This is a genomic window from Sphingomonas sp. CBMAI 2297, from assembly GCF_029870595.1.
Taxonomy (GTDB): Bacteria; Pseudomonadota; Alphaproteobacteria; order Sphingomonadales; family Sphingomonadaceae; genus Sphingomonas.
In genome coordinates this window covers 1-18,241 of record NZ_JAPDIR010000018.1, presented here as the reverse complement: position 1 = coordinate 18,241, position 18,241 = coordinate 1, and the positions used below count along the sequence as shown (strand labels likewise).

Genomic DNA, 18,241 nt, shown 5'->3' with positions numbered 1-18,241 from the left:
ACCCCCTCGGAGAATGCCCCATGTCGCTCGAACCCAATTTCTTCAACGAACGCGACGACCAGATGTGGGCCGACCTGCTTTCGCCGGGGCGCCGGGCGTTGCTTGGGGGTGGCGCCGCGGCGCTCGCCGCGCTTGGGCTGGCACGGGGCGCGCAGGCGCAGGCGCAGGCCGTGCCCGTCACGGCTCCCGCGCCCGCCGTGTCGGGCCGCAGTCCCTGGGGCTATGAGACCTATAAGGAGCCGACGCCGCGCCCCAAATCGGTGCGTCCGGGCGAGGCCGTGCTGCCATCGACCCCACGCGCCTATACGGATATCAAGAGCTATCACGCGCACATCTATTTCGACGAGGACAGCCATGCGAAGGCGGCGCTGATCCGCAAATGGGCCGCCGAGCGCTTCTCCGTCGAGCTCGGCAACTGGAACCTCGAGCCGCGGGGACCGCACGTCACGCCGTCCTTCTATTTCGGCTTCGCCAACGATCTGCTGCCGGTGATCGTCCCATGGCTGCAGCTCAACAGCCTCGGCCTCACGATCCTGCTTCACCCCAATACCGAGGACCCGCGTGCCGATCATCTCTACTACGCGCTCTGGGTGAACCGTTCGCAGCCGGTGAACGCCTATGGGATGCATGCCCCGGCGCCCGGCGAGCCCAAGGTCGAACAGATCTATCCCAATACCCGGCCGACCATCCGGCCCGAGGCCTGAGCGAAAAAAAGGCCGCGCTCCAGGGGGGAGGAGCGCGGCCCAGACCTGAGCTTGGAGGGGATGACCCAGCCCGGGGAAGCGACGAAGCCGGACGAGAACGATTGCTGGCTTCATCGGCACACGCCTAATTCATATCAATCAGATGGATATTAAGAAGCAAGTTCGGCTATCATGTGCTAAAGCTCATCTCGCCCATGCTGTGGAACAAAGGCGCTATCCACGCCGCTCGTGAACCTGCCGGCGCGTCTCCGCCCGGCGCCACTCCGGAAAGCCCATGACCGATCTCGCTCTGCCATTTGAGCATCCTGCCTGGTTTCAGCCCCTGTCCGCGGCGCGGAGGGGCGACGCATGATCCGCCTCGAAAACGTCCACAAGGCCTTTGCCAATGGCCATGCGGCGCTGGCCGGCGTCGATCTGGAGATCGCGCGGGGCGAAGTGTTCGGCATCATCGGCCGCTCCGGTGCCGGCAAGTCCACTCTGGTGCGGCTGCTGAACGGGCTAGAGCGGCCCACCGCCGGCCGGGTCGAAATCGATGGCATCGCGCTGGACGGCCTGTCCGGCGACGGCCTGCGCCTGCTGCGCCGGCGGGTGGGCATGATCTTCCAGAATTTCGGGTTGCTGGGCGCGCGCACCATATTCGAGAATGTCGCGCTGCCGCTGCGGATCGCCGGAGCCGACCGTGCGCGGATCGCTCTGCGCGTGCCCGAACTGCTCGCCCGGGTCGGCCTGGCCGACCATGGCGCCAAATATCCCGCCCAGCTTTCGGGAGGGCAGAAGCAGCGCGTCGGCATCGCCCGGGCGCTGGCCACCGATCCCGACGTCCTGCTCTGCGACGAGGCGACCAGCGCGCTCGATCCGGAGACGACTCGCAATATCCTGGCGCTGATCGCCGATCTCAACCGCGAGCTGGGACTCACCATCGTGCTGATCACGCATGAGATGGAAGTCGTCCGTCAGGTCTGCGATCGCGTCGCGGTGCTGCATGCCGGGCGAGTGGCGGAGACGGGCAGCGTCGCCGATGTCTTCCTCCGCCCACGGGCGGCGGAGACTCGCGCGCTGATCGATGAAGACGACGAGGGCGCGCAGCCGATCGCCTTTGACGGGCCGGTCGTCCGCCTGACGCTGCAGGGGGAGGCGGTCCTGCAGCCCGTGCTCACCCGCATCGCCCGCGAGACCGGCACCGACTTCGCGATTCTCGACGGCAGGATCGGCCGGCTGAAGGATGCGGGCTTCGGGCAGCTGACCCTTGGCCTGACCGGTGGGGACACCGAGGCCGCGCTCGCGGCGCTCCGCCGGCACGGCGAGGTGGCGGCATGAGCGGCTGGCTTGCCAATGTCGATTGGAGCGAGATCGGCCAGGCCTGTCTCGACACGCTCGCGATGCTGGGCGGCTCGCTGCTGCTGACCGTCCTGCTCGGCCTGCCGCTCGGGATCTTGCTGTTCCTGACCAGCCCGGGCCAGGTCTGGCAGAATCGCGCGGTCAGCGGGGGGCTGGCCCTGCTGGTCAACCTGCTGCGCTCCGTGCCCTTCATCATCCTGCTGATCCTGATGATCCCGCTGACGGTGCTGCTGGTCGGCACTTCGCTCGGCGTGGCGGGCGCGATCCCGCCGCTGGTGGTGGGGGCGGCGCCCTTCTTCGCGCGGCTGGTCGAGACCGCGCTGCGCGAAGTCGATCGCAACACCATCGAAGCGGTCCAGGCCATGGGAGCCACCACGCGCGACCTGGTGTTCCGGGCGTTGCTGCCCGAGGCGCTGCCCGGGATCATCGCGGGGGCGACCGTGACCGCGATCGCGCTCGTCTCGTTCACTGCGATGGCGGGGGCCGTCGGCGCGGGCGGGCTGGGCGATCTCGCCATCCGCTTCGGCTATCAACGCTTCCAGACCGACGTGATGCTGGTCACCGTCGCGCTGCTGCTCGTCCTCGTCCAGCTTCTCCAGATGGCGGGAGACCGCCTCGTCCGCCATTTCACCCGCCGATAGGATTTCCGATGCAACGACGCCTGCTCCTCACCGCTTTCGCCGCGCTCGCGCTGGCCGGCTGCGGCAGATCCGCGAAGACCGACGATCCCAACACGCTGAGCGTCGCCGCGACGGCGGTGCCGCATGCCGAGATATTGGAGTTCGTGAAGCCGGCCCTGGCCAGGCAGGGGCTGAAGCTCGATGTCAGGGTGTTCAACGACTATGTCCAGCCCAACACCCAGGTCGCGGAAGGGCGGATCCTGGTCAATTATTTCCAGACCGGACCCTATCTGGCCGAGTTCAACCGTTCCAAGGGCACGCATCTGGTGGCGATCGCGGGCGTGCATGTCGAGCCGTTCGGAGCCTATTCGCGCAAGTGGAAGGCGATTGCCGACGTGCCGGCGGGCGCGACGGTGGCGATCCCCAACGACCCGAGCAACAGCGGCCGCGCGCTCCAGCTGCTCGCCAAGGCCGGGCTGATCACCTTGCTCGACCCCAAGAGCACTTCCGCCACGCCCAAGGATATCGTCGAGAACCGCAAGAACCTGAAGTTCCGCGAACTCGAGGCGGCGACGCTGCCGCGCGTGCTCGATCAGGTCGACCTGGCGCTGATCAACACCAACTATGCGCTCGACGCGAAGCTGGATCCGAGGCGGGACGCGCTGGCGATCGAGGGCAAGGACAGCCCCTATGTGAATTTCGTCGTGGGCCTTGAAGGCGCGAAGAACGATCCGCGCGTGCTGAAGCTGGTCGCGGCGCTGCACAGCCCCGAGACGCGGGCATTCATCGAGCGCAAATATGGCGGGGCGGTGATCCCGGCCTTCTGAGCGAGGAACGCGCCGGAGCGCCGGGGCCGGGCGGCGGCATTGCCTGGCACGGCCGTGCCGGTGCGTCAGTCGGGCGCGTCGCGGAGCATCGCGGTGAAGCGCGACCAGTCCGCCGTCGACGCCGCCAGGCAGTAACGGGCTTCGTCGGCGGCGCCCTCGAAGACCGGGCCGTCGATCCCGTCCACGCCGAGCGCCCTCAGCGGCGCGACGGCACCGGCATAAGCATAGAACCCGCGGCCGCCCGCGGCGAGGCGCACGCCGTGGCGCGTGACCTGCCCGAATTCCCGGCGCCGTTGATCAAGCGCGGCTACCAGGCGATGGCGGCCCTCCAGCCATGCGGCGGAGGCCAGCAACTCGGCGGCGAGATGCTCCGAAGCGGAGCAGGAAGCCTGTACGAGATGGCGCTTGGCCTCGATGATGCCGTCGCGCAGCACGGGGTCGCGCGTCATGACAAATCCGAGGCGCAGTCCGGGCAGGCAGAGCAGCTTTCCCAGGCTCCCCACGGCAGCCACCCCGGCGGCGCGCGGCCTTTCCGCGGCGAAGCGGTGGAAATGGGTGATCTGTTCCGCCCCGCCGTCGTCGAGCCAGCCATAGGTGTCGTCGAGAATGACGCGCTGCCGCATCCGGCCGAGCATGGTGGCGACGGCTTCGCGCGCGGCCCCGTCAAGCGCGATGCCCGTCGGATTGTGCGGCGAGTTGAGGATCACTGCATCGATTTCCCCGCTGTCGGCCGCGCGCAGCCGCTCCAGCAGGGCGGCCCCGTCCGCCCGCCATTCGTAGAAGCGAATGCTGCAGTTCCGATAGGCCGCGATCCGCAGATAGGCGGGAAAGGTGGGGCGGGGGACCAGGATGGTCGCGCCGGGCGCCAAGGTCGCGAGCAGGATCAGGAAGATCGCTTGCGATGCGCCATCCGTCACCACGATCTCGTCGGGATATCCCTGCACCGCCTCGGCGATGCGCGCGCGCAAGGCCGGGGTTCCTTCGGTCGGGGAATAGCCGAACAGCGCCTCCGCTCTCAGATGCGGCCGGGCAATGTCCAGCGGGAAGAACTGCGCCAGGAACGAAGGTGCGAGCGAGCGGAGGTTGATGCGACCTTCCAGGCCCTCCAGGACCGCGCCCGTCGCCGGCAGAGAACCCGGCGGGGCCGTGCCGCTCATGCCGGCATGTCCGGGCGCGACGGGGCCAGGGCCTGGGCTACCGAGCCGGCGTCGAGATGGTTCTGGAGCAGCATCGCGGCCCGCTCGGCGCATTGCGCGGCGTCGGCCGCGTCGCGCAGCTGGTCCTCCTGGGGCGGCGTGAGATTGAGCGCGCCGGCGACGATCGACGCCATGTCGGGGGAAAGCTCCGGCCCCAGGCGCCGCTCGACCAGCTGCAGCGCCGGCAGCAGCATGTGCAGGCAGCTCTGGTTCGCGCCGGTGGATGCCGCCATGAGCGTGAGCCACAGCTCCAGGCGGAGATTGCCGGCACCGCGCCCGATCCCGTGCAGCGAAGCGTCGATCCACGAAACTCCTGCCGATGCCGCCGCCAGCGCGTTCGCCAGTGCGAGCGAGAGGAAGTCGTGACCGTGAAATCCGAGCGTTCCCAACGGCGATAGCGCCCGGGCCAGCGCCGCCGTCTCGGACGGAAGCAGCGCGGCGCAGGTGTCGGCGAAATACAGGATGTCGACATTCGGGCCGGCGATCTCCCGGGCTTCGCCGACGAGTTCGGCGGCCGGATAGCGGCTGGCCAGCGCGATATTCGCCGAGACCAGCAGCCCCGCATCGCGCGCTTCGGCGGCGAGCGCGGCGAAGCGGTCCTTCCATCGCCGGTGATATATCAGGCGCACCATGTTCAGCCCGGCGTCCGCGAACGGCGCCAGGCGCAATGCGCTCGGCGCGGCGGAGGGATGCACCATTGCGGCGAGCAGGCCGGTCGGCACCGCCCTGCGCAGGCGCGCGACATGGTCCGGCGAGAGATTGGCGGCAAGCCCGACGTCGCGCACGCCGTGCAGCTCGGGCACGCCGCCGACATAGCCGAGCTCGATGCACGAAACGCCCGCGTCCCTCACCGCCGAGGCGATCGTCGCCATGTCGTCGATCGTCCATGCGAAGCGATTGCGAAAGCCGCCATCGCGCAAGGTGACGTCGATCACACGCGTCGACGGCCAGGGGCGCCGGCGCACGTCCAGTTCCAGAAAATCCTTCACGCTTCGCCCCCCGGTTCGAACGCAACGCCAAGCAACCGCGCGATGCGCTCGTCCGAATCCACCGGGCACAGGCGCACATGGCCGCCCAGCCCGAATGTCCGTCCGGGGACGCCGCGCGCCAGCATCCCGTCGCCCAGCGCGACGCAGTCGCCGTCGCCGCTTGCCGGAACCCAGAGATAGAGCGCGCCGCTGCTCTCCGCCGGGGTTCCCAGGGCGCGCAGCTTCTCGGCGAGCCGCGCGACACTGGCCTGGGCGAATTGGCGGATGCCGTGCCGCAGCGCCGCCGCCGCCGGCGACAGCAGGAAGGTGGCGAGCGCCTGGCCGGTCCCCGGTGGGCAGGAATCCATGGTGGCGCGCACGGCGAGCGCGGCATCGACGACATCGGCGGCCCCCGCCAGGAACCCGATGCGCAACCCGGCCGCGCCCGCCGTCTTGGAGAGGGAATCGGCAACCATCACGCCGCCGGGCGTGCCGATGTGCGCGAGGAAGGATGCCCTGTCCCTGCCCAGATCCCGATAGACTTCGTCGGAGATGATCGTGACGCCGGCGTCGGCCGCGGCGGCGGCAATGCGGTCGATGATCGCCTGGTCATATTCGGCGCCGGTTGGATTGTGCGGCGAATTGATCACGACATGGTCGCAGTTGCGCGCGGCGATCTCCGCCAGCAAGGCGTCCGCGTGAAGCGGGCTCGGATCATAGAAGGAAGCGCGCGCGCCGAAGGCTTCGGCCCAGATCCTATAGGGTGCCCAGCCCGGGCAAGGCAGCAATATGCGGTCGCCGGCGCGCACCGTCACCGCGAAGGCGAGCCAGAGCGCCTGCTTCGCCCCGGCCGTCACCAGCAGCTGGCGCGGGTCGAGGCCAGGTTGCGACCGGATTGTCCGGTGCGCGAGAAAGGCTTCGCGCAACGCCGCCGATCCGCGCGGATCCTGATAGCGCAGATCCTCGCCGCGCGGGTCCGGCATGGCGGCAAGAACTTCGGCCGGCCAAGTGAAGCGCGCCTCTCCTCGAGACATATCGAATTGCGCGAAGTCCCGGTGGCCGGCCTGCATGTAACCGGGCGCCGTACTCCGTATCGCGGCATGGATCTGATCCGAAAAGGTTATCGCGGTCATCGGCGGCTCTCTCGGATATTCCTGCCCGGTCATGTTCTTCGGCTCGATTGGCCGAGTCAATTGGTGTAGGTGCGGACGCGTTGTTCGGTGCGAAGGCTCCGTGCGTTCGCGCCAGGCGAAAGGGCCGGTGATGGAACCGAGGGACGCAGCCGATTGCCTTGCCCGCCTGACCCGGCTGCTGGAGGCGGAGGGCGAGCCCCGCCGCGCCGCCGCCGCGCAGCGCGACAAGGGGTCCCGATATCATTTCCTCGCCATCCGCGTCCCGGTGCTGCGGCGTATCGCCCTTTCGGATTTCGACCTGTCGCGTCACGCGCCGGATGCGCGGCTGCGCATCTTCGACTATATCTGGACGCATTCGGAAGAGTATGAAGTTCTGTCGGTCCCGCTGCTCTATTACCGGAACAAGGGACTCGCGATCCGGCCCGAAGATTTCGAGGTCATTCGCGGATGGGTGGGGCGAGTCGACGACTGGGGGCATTGCGACGATCTCTCCGCGATCTACTCCTATTGTAATCATAACTGGCCGGAGCGGGTGATGCCGTTCCTGCGCGGGTTGAACGGCGAAGACGATATCTGGTCGATTCGAACTTCGATCGTCGCGCTGGTGCATTATTCGGGCAAGAACGCCATTTATCTCCGCCCCGATCAGGTGTTTCCCTTCCTGGATCCCCATCTCGGCAATCGCGATAAATTCATTGCGAACGCAGTGGGTTGGGTATTGCGCGAAATGCATAAGGTCTATCCGCGCGAGATCGAGAACTATATTCGCGAGAATGCCACGAATATTTCCTCTGTTGCGCGTCGCAAGGCGAGATTATGAATATTTCCGGCTCGGCCAATGGGCCGGCCAGGCTCCGAAGACCGGGTTTCGAAGGGGGCGGCATGGATCAAGTTCTGCGGGATCGGGTTTCGCGTGCGATGTCGGCAAGCAATTCCCTGGCCGATGCGCTGGACGATGCGCTGCTCGGCCAGCGCAATGGCGAAACGCCCTCCGTCAGCATCGGCAGCCAGTTCTGGTGCGTGGTCGGTGCGCGTGAAAGCTATTCGGCCGGTATCGCGGCCGGAGGCTGGGCAGGTTTTTCGTGCAGCATCGGCCGCGCGCAGGCAAAGCAGCGCGCGGCGCTCCTGACGGCTCTGGAGCGATCGCGTGCGCTGGTTCTCGAAACGCTCGACCAGCATGCCGATGACGCGGCCCGAACGGCGCTGGCCTATGATCTGCTCGAGCATGAGGCGCAGCATCAGGGCCAGCTGATCCGCTATTTCTACACCAACGGCTTCGCGTTTCCGCCGGATTTCGCCAAGCGCTACGCGTTGCAGCAGCCGGCGGGTGCCCTGGTGTGAGCCTGAGCGAGCGGGAAATCGCGCAATTCGATCGCGACGGGTTCATCGGGCCGTTCGACGTCTATCCCCGCGAGGAAATGCTCGCCCGGCTTCCCGATCTGCGCCTGTCTCTGCTCGATCGCGATGCCGCCGCCTATGCGCTCGGCCAGGCGGGACCGATCGCCAACTATGATCGCCACCTCGATGTGGCGTTCCTGGAAGCCCATGTCCGGCGGCCGGAGATCGTGGCGCGGTTGCGCAGCATCCTTGGCGACGATCTGTTGTGCTGGCGCACCGAATTCTTCGCCAAATATCCCGGGGACGAAGGGACGGACTGGCACCAGTCGCGCAACCTGGCGATCGGGGACGGCATCCCGCAGCTCGCGGCGACCGAGCCGCACGCGCGCTATCCGGAGATATTCCTCACCCTGACCGTGTGGACCGCATTCACCGACGCGACGATCGAGAATGGCTGCATGCAATATGTGCCGGGCTCGCACCGGCACGTCCATTTCGACGATCTTCGTCCGATGCGGTGGGATGCGGAGCGGATCAACCGCAGGCTGCGCGACGGCGTGCTGCGTGGCCTATATGGCTATGATACCCGCGAGCTTCAGGTCGACGCGGATTGGGACACCAGCCGCTGCGAGCCGGTGACGGTCGAAATGCGGGCCGGCCAGTGCATGATATCCTGGGAAGCGACGATGCACGGCTCGCTGCCCAACACCACTCGCGAAAAGACCCGCATGGCCTTTGTTGCGCGCTATGTGCCCACCAACGTCAGAATCTATCCCACCCAATCGCATCTGAACGAATATGGCGGGACCGCGGATCTGGGCAATTGGCGTGCCTTGCTCGTCAGCGGCACGGATCGGTACGGCTATAATCGGGTCCGCGCCGGCTTGCCGGCATGATGCCCGTTCGAAGCGCCGGGATCGATTTCCCCGATGAACTGGCCCGGCCTGGTGGCGCGGGCCTCACGATCTGCGTTGCTCCCGCGCGGGATCTGCCATATTTCCCGGAGGAGCGCGATGCCGTGGCCCGGGCGACCGCGGCGCGGCGGCGCGAGTTTGCGACCGGCAGGGATTGTGCGCGGCGCGCGCTCGCCAGGCTGGGGGCGCCGCCCGTCGCGCTCCCCCCGGATGCGGATGGCCTTCCGCGCTGGCCGCCCGGATTCACCGGAAGTATCAGCCATGGCGGCGGCCTGTGCTGTGCCGCCGTGGCGCGAACTTCCGATGTGGCCGCGCTGGGGATCGACGTCGAGCGGATCGTGCCGTTCGAGCCGAGCCTGGCGCGACGGGTCTGCCGGGCCGACGAACGCGCGCGCATCGTGCGGATGCCGGGATTGGACGGGTATTGGCCGAACCTGGTCTTCAGCGCGAAGGAGGCCGTCTACAAATGCCTGTCCCCGCGCTTCGGATGCTTTCTCGAGTTCGAGGATGTCGGGCTCGCCTTCACGATCGAGTCCGCGGCCGGGCATGGCCGGTTTCGCGTGGTGGATGCGATGCCCGGCCGCTGGGAAGGCGCCGCGCGGGCGCTGGAGGGGCGATGGCTGATCGCCGGCGATCATATCTTCGCAAGCGCCGTCGAACATGGCCGATGCGATCCTGGTTGAACAAATGGGGACGAAGATGACCGAACCGGCGGAAGAGCGTCTACATGTCGTCGTCAACGACGAGGAGCAATATTCGATCTGGCCTGCCGGCCGTGCGCTGCCGCCGGGCTGGCGCGAGGCCGGGTTCACGGGCAATCGCCAGGAATGCCTGGAGCATATCGATCGGGTGTGGACGGACATGCGCCCCCGCAGCCTGCGCGAGGCGCTCGCGCGCGATTGACCTCCGCCGCGTCGGCTTCCACCGGGCCGATGCCCTAGCCGCGCGCGACCGTGAAGTAGCGGCGCTGGCGCTCGAGCGTCTCGATCAGGTCCGGATCGCCGCTTCGCATCCCGATCTCGGTCAACCGCGTGAAGACGGATCGCAGCGACATGTCGTGGGTGAATGCCTTGCGGACGAGGATCGCCAATATGTCCCGGTGGTTGAAGCGGTCGATGACGTCGCCGAGCGCCAGCAGCGACGCTTCCTCGGCGGGCGAGAGGGGCGGCAGCGCGACGAGCGCGTCGGCCGGGCGCTCTGCCGGAGCGCAATCGATGCGCAGCAGCTCTTCCGGGCGCCCGCCGGAAGCGAAGTCGAGTATCAGGTGAATCCGGGCGCGGTCCCAGGTCGACACCGCGCTGTGGATCCGGCGCGCATCGAGATACCAGACCTCGCCTGTCGCCATGTGGAAGACCAGGTCGCTTTCCGCGTTGAGGCATGCGCGGCTGGTGGTCAGCGGCACGTGAAGCCGCACGAGCCCTTCGTCGAGTTCGAGATAGTCGCAATGCGGGACGAGAACCGTGCCCGGCGCCATTCGGGCAAGCCGGCCGAAGCGCAGGCGGTCGAGCCGGAAGCTGCGCTCGATCATCGAGCGGAGATACGGCATGGCGGCGCCATAGGCGGTCAGTTTCGCGGCCTGGTCGCCGCTCGACAGATGTGCTTCCCCAACATCGCCCGAAGCGTTCCACAGCATGCAGCTGCGCCATTCGCCGAGAACGAACTCGCTATAGGCGCCATTGAACGTGAAGGACTCCGCGGCGATCAGGTCGGCGGCGAGGCGGTCGGGCGCGAAGTCGAGCTTCGCCAGCCGCCGGGTGCTCATGCCGGGTCCGGAATCGATATCCGGCCTTCCAGATAGGTCGTGGCCGAGCCGTGGAGATGCACGCGCGGACCTCGCAGCGCGCCAGCCATGCGGATCACGTGCATCCCGCCGAGCCGGATCGAGAATTGCTTGGCCGCCAGCTCCGTCTTGCCCAGCCGCTTCGCCCAATAGGGAATCAGCGTGCAATGCGCCGAGCCGGTGATCGCATCCTCGGGGATGGAAAGCTTGGGCGCGAAGAAGCGGGAGGCGAAGTCGCAGTCTTCGGCCGGCGCGGTGACGACCATGCCCCGCAAGTCGAAGGTCGCGATGGTTTCCAGATCGGGCCTGATCGCCTTCAGCTCGGCTTCGTCGCGCAGCACGACCATCAGGTCGAGCGACGCGAAACAGGCCTGAGGCGTCACGCCCAGCGCCTCCGCGATGCCCGGCGGTGGCGCGATGGGCGCATGGGGCAGGGCAGGAAGATCGAGCGTCCAGCGATCGCCCGATGCGGCGACGTGAAGCGGGCCGCTGGGCGACTGGAAAGTGACCGCGTCGATGCCGGGGCGGAGGAACTCGCGCACCGCATGCGCGGCAGCCAGCGTGGCATGGCCGCAGAGCGTCACTTCGCAAGCCGGCGTGAACCAGCGCAGGTCATAGCCCTGGCCGTTGTCGACCAGGAATGCGGTCTCGGGATGATTGTTTTCCAGCGCGATCGCCTGGAGGGTTGTATCCGGGAGCCAGCGCTCGAGCAGGCAGACCGATGCCGGATTGCCCATGAACGGCTCGTCCGAGAAGGCGCCGATCTGGTAGATGGGGATCTGCAGCGACCTGGACGTTCCGATGGCCTTGCGAGCGCCATCGGCCAGATTCGCCTTCATCGCGCGGTCTCATGCGCGTCGATCAGGGCGGCGGCGAAGTCCTCCAGCACCTCGTTCCACAAATGGGCATAGTGGCGGGTCAGCGCGAGGAGCCGTTGCTGCTCCGGTTCGGACACCGCGAGCGATGCCATGCCGGTCTCGCCGTCGCAGACGTCGCGCGCGTGGATCACCTCCGCCCGGATATGGGTATCGATCCAGGCGAGATCGTCTCGGCCCGTGAACAGCTTTTCCCCATCGATCTCGAGGCGCGAGAAGACTCTTCTGAACGCGATCGCGATGTCGCGGGCGATCGTCTCGACCACGCGGAGCTGCACCGCCGCGCCGAGCGGGGAAGTCGCGACGTCGCGCATGAATCCCGTCAGCGCCACGGTCGGAGGCGAGGCATGGCAGCGCAGCAGCATATCGGCGGAGCAGCGCGCGGCGATCGGTTGCAATATGCTCGCTTGCCACCACAGATAGTGAACGCCGTCGATCCCCCCGGGCGCGCGCGCGGCAAATGCCGGGGCCGCATTGTCGAGATCATCGGCGATGACCCGAACGCCGGTCTGGAGCACGCCCAGCGCATTGAAGGCGGGATCCCGCGCGGAGAGCTCGGCCCTGGCGATCTCGCCCAGGCCGACGATCGCCGACAGCATGAAGGTCTTGGTGATCTCGCGCCAGTTATGGGCGATGTGGAGGCCGGATCGCGCATCGACCGTGGCGATGGCGCGTGCGGCGCGGAAAAAGGCGTTGCGGCTCGGCCGAAGTCCGGCGTCGCTGATGATCGCATCCATCGCCGCTTCGAGCGCCAGGGCAGGCGCGGTGTCGTCGCTCGCCGCCTGCATCGCCGTCACGCCTGGTGGCCCCGACATCGAGCTTTCCCTCCCGCCGTCGCGCCGTCGTCACCAGCGCGACAATGCTCAATCCACTCGACTTTCCCGCAACCGGTGGCGCCGGTCAAGGTGGCAACAAAATCGTCACACGTAGAAATTTCGCGCGAGACTGAAAAACTCGATTCCGGTGACGTCGCGTCCAGTTTCCGGGGCGCGGATTGCGTCACTATTGCATGAGAAGCCGGAAGAACTCTTGGGCAGCGCTATCGGATAGCTGGCGTCCTGCAATGCGATGGAGTAATTTGATGCGGCTGTTGTGGCACGGACTCAGGAATTCACCGTGCACGCGGCAATGGCGTGTGCACGTGAGTATCTGTCGAGTGACGGAGGGGGAACTTGCGTCGAGATTCGGCTCGCCGACCACCCAGAGACCTTTGGGCGATCTTCGGCGATATCCGCTCACATGCCAGCATCGACGACGCGATCCTCGGCGGCGCGGCGGATATTGTTCGCCTGGATCGGGATGATATTGCGCGGGTTCACGAGGCGCTGTTTCAGGCCCGGCCGATCCCGCTCGCGATCCGCGACAGGAGCGCGTTGCCGCTCGCGGGCATGGCCAGTTGCATCGACGATGTGCAGGAGCTCGCCTGGCGGGCCAATGCGGCGCTTGCGCGGGCCAATGACCGGCTGTTCGCCGCGCAGCGGCTGATCAGCGACAAGGAGACGCTGTACCGCCTGCTCGAGGCGCAGGGCATCGCACTTCCCGAGCGGATCCTCGCGCGCAATCTCGACGAGCTGGAGCGCGTGCTGGCGTCGCTGGGCGCGCCGCTCGACTCGGTCATCCTCAAGCCGGTCGTCGGCACGGAGTCGCGGGGAGTCTTCCGCCCCGGACCCGGCGCGTCGCCGGCCGATGTCGTTGCCGCGCTGCGCGGGCTCGACGATGTGCCGGACGAGGAAGCCGTGCTCGTCATGCCCTTCATCGGGGCGCGTGCCCGGCCGGCCGAATTCTGCCTCGACGGGATCGTGGGCGCGCGCAGCGTGACCTTCTGCGCGGTCCACGAAAAGATACGCATCCACGAACGCTATCCCATCCATGACCGGGCGATGGTTACCCCGCCTTGCCGGCCGCCGGACCCGGCGATCCTCAACGCCCTGCTGGCGCGGTTCGCGGGGGCCTTTCCGCTGGACGATTTCGTCTTCCATCTCGAAGTGCGGGTCGATGACCACGGCCAGCTGGTTCCGATCGACCTGTCGTTCCGACCCGGGGGCGGGCTGATCTTCCGCTCCGTTCTCGAGGTCCATGGCGTCGACCTGCGTCTGGCGCACATGCATGCCACCCTCGGCCTGGGAGACGCGCTCCGCGCGATCGGGCGCCGCGCCGCGCCGCGGAACGGGTCGGCCGCGATCGCCGCGGTGTTCAGCAACGGCCAGCCGCCGGACCGGCTCAACGCCAGCCTGTCGGCGATGCTCGCCCCCGAGCCGGGATCGGGCGGCCTGATGACCTATGACCTGTCGAACGTCAGCATCCTGAGCGCCGCCTCGCAGGCATCGAAGCCCGATGTCGGGCTCTGCGTCACTTCGGCGCTGACCGCGGAGGCGGCGCTCGCCGAGCTGGATGCCGTCGTGGAACGGGCCGGGATGATGGTGGCGCCGGAGGGGGAGGCGCCGGAGGGGGAGGCGAGCGTCCCGCCGCCGGGGCGGCGCGTTCCGGAGGGGGCGACGGTGCACGCGCTCTTCAGCGCCCAGGCGCGCCGGCGGCCGGACGCGATCGCGCTGGCGCATGGCGACGACAGGCTGAGCTATCATGCGCTCGATGCGCAATCGTCGCTGCTCGCGCGTCATTTGCGGGATCGCGGCGTCGCGCGCGAGACGCCGGTGGGCATCCTGCTCGATCGCTCTCCCGATGCGGTGATCGCCATGCTCGCCACGCTGAAGGCGGGCGGCTGCTATGTCCCGCTCGATCCCGGCTTCCCGCCCGCGCGGCTGTCGCAACTGGCGCGGGATGCAGGGGTTCGCCATCTCCTCTGCCGCGGCTCCGCCGTGCTCGACGCATATGACGGGGCGATCCTCGACATCGCGGGCCTCGACCAGGGCTCGGCCATGCCCGCGGGTGCGGAGGAAGGGGCGATGGACGGTGCGAACCTGGCCTATATCCTCTTCACCTCGGGTTCGACCGGGCGGCCCAAGGCAGTCGGCGTGCCGCACCATGCGATCGCCAATCTGGTGCTTGGCCAGCGCCATGCCGATCTGGAAGCGGCGACGGCGATCCTGCAGGCGGCGCCCTTTTCGTTCGACGCATCGACGTTCGAATTGTGGGGAGCGCTCCTGAACGGCAAGACCTGCGTGATCCACTCGGAGGAGGTGCCGAGTGCCGCGGGGCTGCGCGAAACGATCGCGCGCCACGGCGTCGACCTGGCCTGGTTCACCGCCTCGCTGTTCAACATGCTGGTCGAGGACGGCGCGGACGTGCTGGGGGCGCTACGCTGCGTGATTGCCGGCGGCGAGACGCTGTCGCCCCGCCACGTCCGCCGCTTCCGGGAGCAATGCCCGCGGACCCAGCTCGTCAACGGCTATGGTCCCACCGAAACCACGACTTTTGCCTGCATGCATCGCTGCATCGAGGAAATGGACGGCGAGACCGCGATCCCGATCGGGCTGCCGCTCGCGAATGTCGAGCTCGCGATACTCGACGCCCGGATGCTGCCCGTTCGACCGGGAGAGGCCGGTGAGCTGTTCATCGGCGGAGCCGGGGTCGCGCGGGGCTATGTGAACCTGCCGGGCCTGACCGCGGAGCGGTTCGTCCCCCATCCGCGCATTTCCGGGGAGCGGCTCTATCGCACCGGAGATCGGGTCCGCCGGCGGGATGACGGCGCGCTCGAATTCCTTGGTCGCCATGACCGGCAGATCAAGCTTCGCGGGTTCAGGATCGAGCTCGACGAGATCGAGCACGCGCTGCTGCGCCTGCCGGGCGTCCGCGCCGCGACGGCGTCGGTGGTGGCCCGGGGGGGCGACGGGCAGCTGGCGGCGGCGGTCGTCCTGGGCGCGGAGCATCGCCCCGGCGCGAGCGCCGGCGACATACGGTCGGCCCTGGCCGGGCGGTTGCCGCGCTTCATGATCCCGGAGCGCATCGAGCTGGTCGATCGCCTGCCGGTCACGCCCCATGGCAAGCGCGATCGCACGCCGCCCGCGCCCCGCGATACGCCGGCGCCGGGGGAGGATTGCGCGGTCACGCAGGCCCTGCGCGAGATATGGTGCGAAGTGCTCGATATCGACGCGCTTTCCGGCGAGGATGATTTCTTCGAGCGCGGGGGGCATTCGCTATCCGCGACGCGTGTCGCCGTGCGGATCCGGGACCGGCTGGGCATCGAGATAGGGCTGCGGCTGCTGTTCGAGAATCGGCGGCTGGCGGATCTCGCCGCGGCGCTTCGGCGACTGATCGCGCAGGCGGCTGCCGGGCCGCCGGCATCCGGCGAGCCCGCCCCGATAGCGGCCGCCTCGCCCGATATGGAGGCCTCCGCGTCGCGCGCCGATCCGCCGCTCGGCAAGGGGGCCGGGCGGGAAGGCACCTGCGTCTCCGCGGGGCCATCCACGCCCATGTCGTTCGCGCAGCAGCGTCTATGGTTTCTCAACGCGCTCTCCAATGGCGCCGATGTCAGCTACAACGTGCCGTTCGCGCTTCGGCTGCGAGGGGACTTGTCCCTGCCGGCGCTGCGCGCGGCGTTCGCCGATATCGTCGCGCGCCACGAGACGTTGCGGGCGCGCTTCGGAGTCGAGAATGCCGAGCCCGTGCAGCGAATTGCCGGCGCGGTCGCGCTCGACATGACCCTGGTCGATGCCGGCGCGGACGAGGTCGACGCGCTCGTCCGCGCGCACGCGCGCCACCTGTTCGACCTGGAACGCGGTCCGCTGATCGATGTCCGCGTGCTGCGCGTCGGCGAGGCGCAGCACATCCTGCTGCTCAACATGCATCACATCGTGGCGGATGGATGGTCGGTGGGCGTGCTCGTCCGCGAGCTGAGCGTCTTCTACCGGCGCCATCTGCTCGGCGCGCCCGTGCCGCTCGCGGCGTTGCCGATGCGCTATGCCGACTATGCCGAGCGGCAGCGCGCGATGATCGAGGGGCGCGCGGGCCGGCGGCAGCTGGACTTCTGGCTGCGGCAGCTGGCGGGCGCGCCGCTGCTGCTCGATCTTGCCGATCGGCCGCGGCCCAACCGGATGAGCGGGAATGGCGCGCAGGCCCGGTTCGCCATCCCGGGCGAGGTTCGCGACCGGCTGCTGGCGCTGTCGAAGCGGCGAGGCGCCACGCTGTTCATGACGCTGATGGCGGCGTTCACGACGCTGCTCCACCGCCTGTCAGGCCAGCGCGACATCCTTGTCGGAACGCCGATCGCCGGGCGAGGCGAGGTCGCGCTCGAAGAGATCATCGGCTGCTTCGTCAACACGGTCGTGATCCGCAGCCGCGCGGAGCCGGAGGATCTGTTCGCCGGGCATCTGGACCGCATCCGCGAGGCAAGCTTGAACGCCTCCGAGAATCAGGACGTGCCGTTCGAGGTGCTTGTCGAGCATCTCCAGCCGCATCGCAGCCTGAGCCATACGCCGGTCTTCCAGGTGATGATGGCGCTGCAGAACATACCGATCGGCAGTTTCTCGCTCCCCGGCCTCACCGTCGAGCCGGTGGTGCAGGAGCTCGCCACCGCGAAGTTCGACCTCAATCTCAGCCTTGCCGAGCGGCCGGACGAGATTGTCGGGGTTCTCGAATACAACGCGGACATATTCGATGGCCCCCGCGTCGCGCGCTTCGTCGAGGGATTCCTTGCGATCCTCGGCGACGTGGCGGTGCGCGGCGCCGAGGTGGCGATGGCGGATCTCGGCACCGGGGAGGCTGTCTCCGCGCCGGTGAGCGACGAGCAGGCGGCGCATTGGGAGAAGCTGATCGAGGGCCGGGCGCACCTTGATTTCCCGCGCGAGATGCCCGGGCGGGCCGCCGCCGCCGGGTCGGCCCTGGTGGCGCTGCCCCGCGCGCATCTGGAGCCGCTGCGCGCCTTTGCCGGCGAGATGGGCGCCGGGGTCGGACAGGTCCTGAGCGCCGCGCTTGCGGTGCTGATGTTCCGCCTGACGCAGCAATCCTCCTTCCTCTTCGGCCTGGGGCCGGTCTCCGCGCCGGGCCGCGTGCGTGCCTGGCTGGGCTGGCATTGCGTTCTGACCGGCGAGATGGATTTCCGGCATGTCGTCCGGGATGCGTGCCTGGCGCTCGATCCGGCGGCGGGGCTCGCAATGGCCGTCGATGCGATCCGGGAACTGGCCTCGCCACCCGATGGCGTGCCGCCGACACCTTTGTTCTCGGTCAGCCTGGGTCTCGACCAGGATTGGCCGCCGATGCCGGAGGTGAGTCCGTTTCATTGCGCGATCCGGCTGGCGGAGGACGAGATCGCGGCGGCAATCGAATGCGGCCCCGAGATCGGGACCTCCTCCAATGCGGGCCGCATCGGGGAAATGCTCGGCACGATGCTGGGCGCCCTGCTCGCGGCGCCCGACGCCCCGATCTCGACGGCGCGGCTGCTCACGGACGCGGAACGCGCGCATGTCCTGCACGGACTGAACCCCGAGCGTACCGAGACCGTGCGCGAGAACAGCCTGGCCGCGCCCTTCGAGGCGTGTTGCGCCCGCATGCCCGACGCCGTGGCGCTGATCGGCGATGACCAGACGCTCACCTATCGGATGCTGGACCAGCGCGCGTCCCGCCTTGCTCATTATCTGCGCGAGGTCGGAGTG

Annotated in this window: 16 protein-coding genes; 10 read left to right on the top strand and 6 right to left on the bottom strand. The window is 68.3% G+C overall.

Features of this window, described 5'->3' with window-relative positions; translation table 11 throughout:
• Nucleotides 1-20: 20 nt before the first annotated feature.
• The 4 genes from OMP43_RS19600 (at nt 21) to OMP43_RS19585 (ending at nt 3,489) form a co-directional block, all read left to right on the top strand.
• The gene (locus OMP43_RS19600; RefSeq protein ID WP_280281237.1) at nt 21-704 is read left to right on the top strand and encodes a DOPA 4,5-dioxygenase family protein; all 684 of its coding nucleotides are present in this window, start codon (nt 21-23) and stop codon (nt 702-704) included.
• Between the two features lie 348 nt (nt 705-1,052).
• Nucleotides 1,053-2,021: an ATP-binding cassette domain-containing protein gene (locus OMP43_RS19595; protein WP_280281236.1), complete on the top strand. Its 969-nt coding sequence runs from the start codon at nt 1,053-1,055 to the stop codon at nt 2,019-2,021.
• Nucleotides 2,018-2,683 (top strand): methionine ABC transporter permease, encoded by a 666-nt coding sequence (locus tag OMP43_RS19590; RefSeq protein ID WP_280281235.1) that lies wholly within the window; start codon nt 2,018-2,020, stop codon nt 2,681-2,683. Before OMP43_RS19595 ends, OMP43_RS19590 begins: the two co-directional genes overlap by 4 nt.
• Before the next feature lie 8 nt (nt 2,684-2,691).
• Nucleotides 2,692-3,489: a MetQ/NlpA family ABC transporter substrate-binding protein gene (locus tag OMP43_RS19585; protein ID WP_280281234.1), complete on the top strand. Its 798-nt coding sequence runs from the start codon at nt 2,692-2,694 to the stop codon at nt 3,487-3,489.
• 65 nt (nt 3,490-3,554) lie between these two features.
• Here the strand turns inward: OMP43_RS19585 and OMP43_RS19580 are convergent, their stop codons facing one another.
• From OMP43_RS19580 to OMP43_RS19570, 3 genes are read right to left on the bottom strand one after another with little or no spacing between them, the layout of a single operon-like run.
• Complete coding sequence (locus OMP43_RS19580) at nt 3,555-4,646, bottom strand: pyridoxal phosphate-dependent aminotransferase (RefSeq protein WP_280281233.1); 1,092 nt, start codon at nt 4,644-4,646, stop codon at nt 3,555-3,557.
• Nucleotides 4,643-5,674, bottom strand: a complete 1,032-nt coding sequence (locus OMP43_RS19575; protein ID WP_280281232.1) for a hypothetical protein — start codon at nt 5,672-5,674, stop codon at nt 4,643-4,645. The genes OMP43_RS19580 and OMP43_RS19575 overlap by 4 nt, the downstream gene beginning before the upstream one ends.
• Complete coding sequence (locus OMP43_RS19570) at nt 5,671-6,786, bottom strand: pyridoxal phosphate-dependent aminotransferase (RefSeq protein ID WP_280281231.1); 1,116 nt, start codon at nt 6,784-6,786, stop codon at nt 5,671-5,673. The genes OMP43_RS19575 and OMP43_RS19570 overlap by 4 nt, the downstream gene beginning before the upstream one ends.
• A gap of 31 nt (nt 6,787-6,817) precedes the next feature.
• On the opposite strand from OMP43_RS19570, the gene OMP43_RS19565 reads away from it, so the two are divergent.
• The 5 genes from OMP43_RS19565 (at nt 6,818) to OMP43_RS19545 (ending at nt 9,941) form a co-directional block, all read left to right on the top strand.
• The gene (locus OMP43_RS19565; protein WP_280281230.1) at nt 6,818-7,606 is read left to right on the top strand and encodes a DNA alkylation repair protein; all 789 of its coding nucleotides are present in this window, start codon (nt 6,818-6,820) and stop codon (nt 7,604-7,606) included.
• A gap of 62 nt (nt 7,607-7,668) precedes the next feature.
• A complete protein-coding gene (locus tag OMP43_RS19560; RefSeq protein WP_280281229.1) occupies nt 7,669-8,127 on the top strand; it encodes a hypothetical protein in 459 nt (152 codons plus the stop codon).
• Nucleotides 8,124-9,020: a chlorinating enzyme gene (locus OMP43_RS19555; RefSeq protein WP_280281228.1), complete on the top strand. Its 897-nt coding sequence runs from the start codon at nt 8,124-8,126 to the stop codon at nt 9,018-9,020. The genes OMP43_RS19560 and OMP43_RS19555 overlap by 4 nt, the downstream gene beginning before the upstream one ends.
• Nucleotides 9,017-9,721, top strand: a complete 705-nt coding sequence (locus OMP43_RS19550; RefSeq protein WP_348538616.1) for a 4'-phosphopantetheinyl transferase superfamily protein — start codon at nt 9,017-9,019, stop codon at nt 9,719-9,721. The genes OMP43_RS19555 and OMP43_RS19550 overlap by 4 nt, the downstream gene beginning before the upstream one ends.
• Nucleotides 9,722-9,737: 16 nt before the next feature.
• Nucleotides 9,738-9,941, top strand: a complete 204-nt coding sequence (locus tag OMP43_RS19545) for an MbtH family NRPS accessory protein (RefSeq protein WP_348538617.1) — start codon at nt 9,738-9,740, stop codon at nt 9,939-9,941.
• 34 nt (nt 9,942-9,975) lie between these two features.
• Here the strand turns inward: OMP43_RS19545 and OMP43_RS19540 are convergent, their stop codons facing one another.
• The 3 genes from OMP43_RS19540 to OMP43_RS19530 are packed head-to-tail and all read right to left on the bottom strand — an operon-like array spanning nt 9,976 to nt 12,508.
• Nucleotides 9,976-10,800 carry an aspartyl/asparaginyl beta-hydroxylase domain-containing protein gene (locus OMP43_RS19540; RefSeq protein ID WP_280281225.1) on the bottom strand — a complete coding sequence of 275 codons (825 nt, stop codon included), beginning with the start codon at nt 10,798-10,800 and terminating at the stop codon, nt 9,976-9,978.
• On the bottom strand, nt 10,797-11,657 hold the full coding sequence (locus tag OMP43_RS19535) for a PhzF family phenazine biosynthesis protein (RefSeq protein WP_280281224.1): 861 nt from the start codon (nt 11,655-11,657) through the stop codon (nt 10,797-10,799). Before OMP43_RS19535 ends, OMP43_RS19540 begins: the two co-directional genes overlap by 4 nt.
• Entirely contained in the window at nt 11,654-12,508 is an 855-nt protein-coding gene (locus tag OMP43_RS19530; RefSeq protein ID WP_280281223.1) for a DUF6202 family protein, read from the bottom strand. Before OMP43_RS19530 ends, OMP43_RS19535 begins: the two co-directional genes overlap by 4 nt.
• A gap of 357 nt (nt 12,509-12,865) precedes the next feature.
• Here OMP43_RS19530 and OMP43_RS19525 point away from each other — a divergent pair.
• A partial coding sequence (locus tag OMP43_RS19525; protein ID WP_280281222.1) for a non-ribosomal peptide synthetase occupies nt 12,866-18,241 on the top strand: 5,376 nt, incomplete at its 3' end.

Excerpts from the sequence above, each read along its gene's own strand:
- OMP43_RS19590 (WP_280281235.1), top strand. The coding sequence starts at position 2,018 with ATGAGCGGCTGGCTTGCCAATGTCGATTGGAGCGAGATCGGCCAGGCC.
- OMP43_RS19545 (WP_348538617.1), top strand. The coding sequence starts at position 9,738 with ATGACCGAACCGGCGGAAGAGCGTCTACATGTCGTCGTCAACGACGAG.
- OMP43_RS19540 (WP_280281225.1), bottom strand. The coding sequence starts at position 10,800 with ATGAGCACCCGGCGGCTGGCGAAGCTCGACTTCGCGCCCGACCGCCTC.
- OMP43_RS19585 (WP_280281234.1), top strand. The coding sequence starts at position 2,692 with ATGCAACGACGCCTGCTCCTCACCGCTTTCGCCGCGCTCGCGCTGGCC.
- OMP43_RS19600 (WP_280281237.1), top strand. The coding sequence starts at position 21 with ATGTCGCTCGAACCCAATTTCTTCAACGAACGCGACGACCAGATGTGG.
- OMP43_RS19560 (WP_280281229.1), top strand. The coding sequence starts at position 7,669 with ATGGATCAAGTTCTGCGGGATCGGGTTTCGCGTGCGATGTCGGCAAGC.
- OMP43_RS19580 (WP_280281233.1), bottom strand. The coding sequence starts at position 4,646 with ATGAGCGGCACGGCCCCGCCGGGTTCTCTGCCGGCGACGGGCGCGGTC.
- OMP43_RS19565 (WP_280281230.1), top strand. The coding sequence starts at position 6,818 with ATGTTCTTCGGCTCGATTGGCCGAGTCAATTGGTGTAGGTGCGGACGC.
- OMP43_RS19535 (WP_280281224.1), bottom strand. The coding sequence starts at position 11,657 with ATGAAGGCGAATCTGGCCGATGGCGCTCGCAAGGCCATCGGAACGTCC.
- OMP43_RS19550 (WP_348538616.1), top strand. The coding sequence starts at position 9,017 with ATGATGCCCGTTCGAAGCGCCGGGATCGATTTCCCCGATGAACTGGCC.
- OMP43_RS19595 (WP_280281236.1), top strand. The coding sequence starts at position 1,053 with ATGATCCGCCTCGAAAACGTCCACAAGGCCTTTGCCAATGGCCATGCG.
- OMP43_RS19530 (WP_280281223.1), bottom strand. The coding sequence starts at position 12,508 with ATGTCGGGGCCACCAGGCGTGACGGCGATGCAGGCGGCGAGCGACGAC.
- OMP43_RS19570 (WP_280281231.1), bottom strand. The coding sequence starts at position 6,786 with ATGACCGCGATAACCTTTTCGGATCAGATCCATGCCGCGATACGGAGT.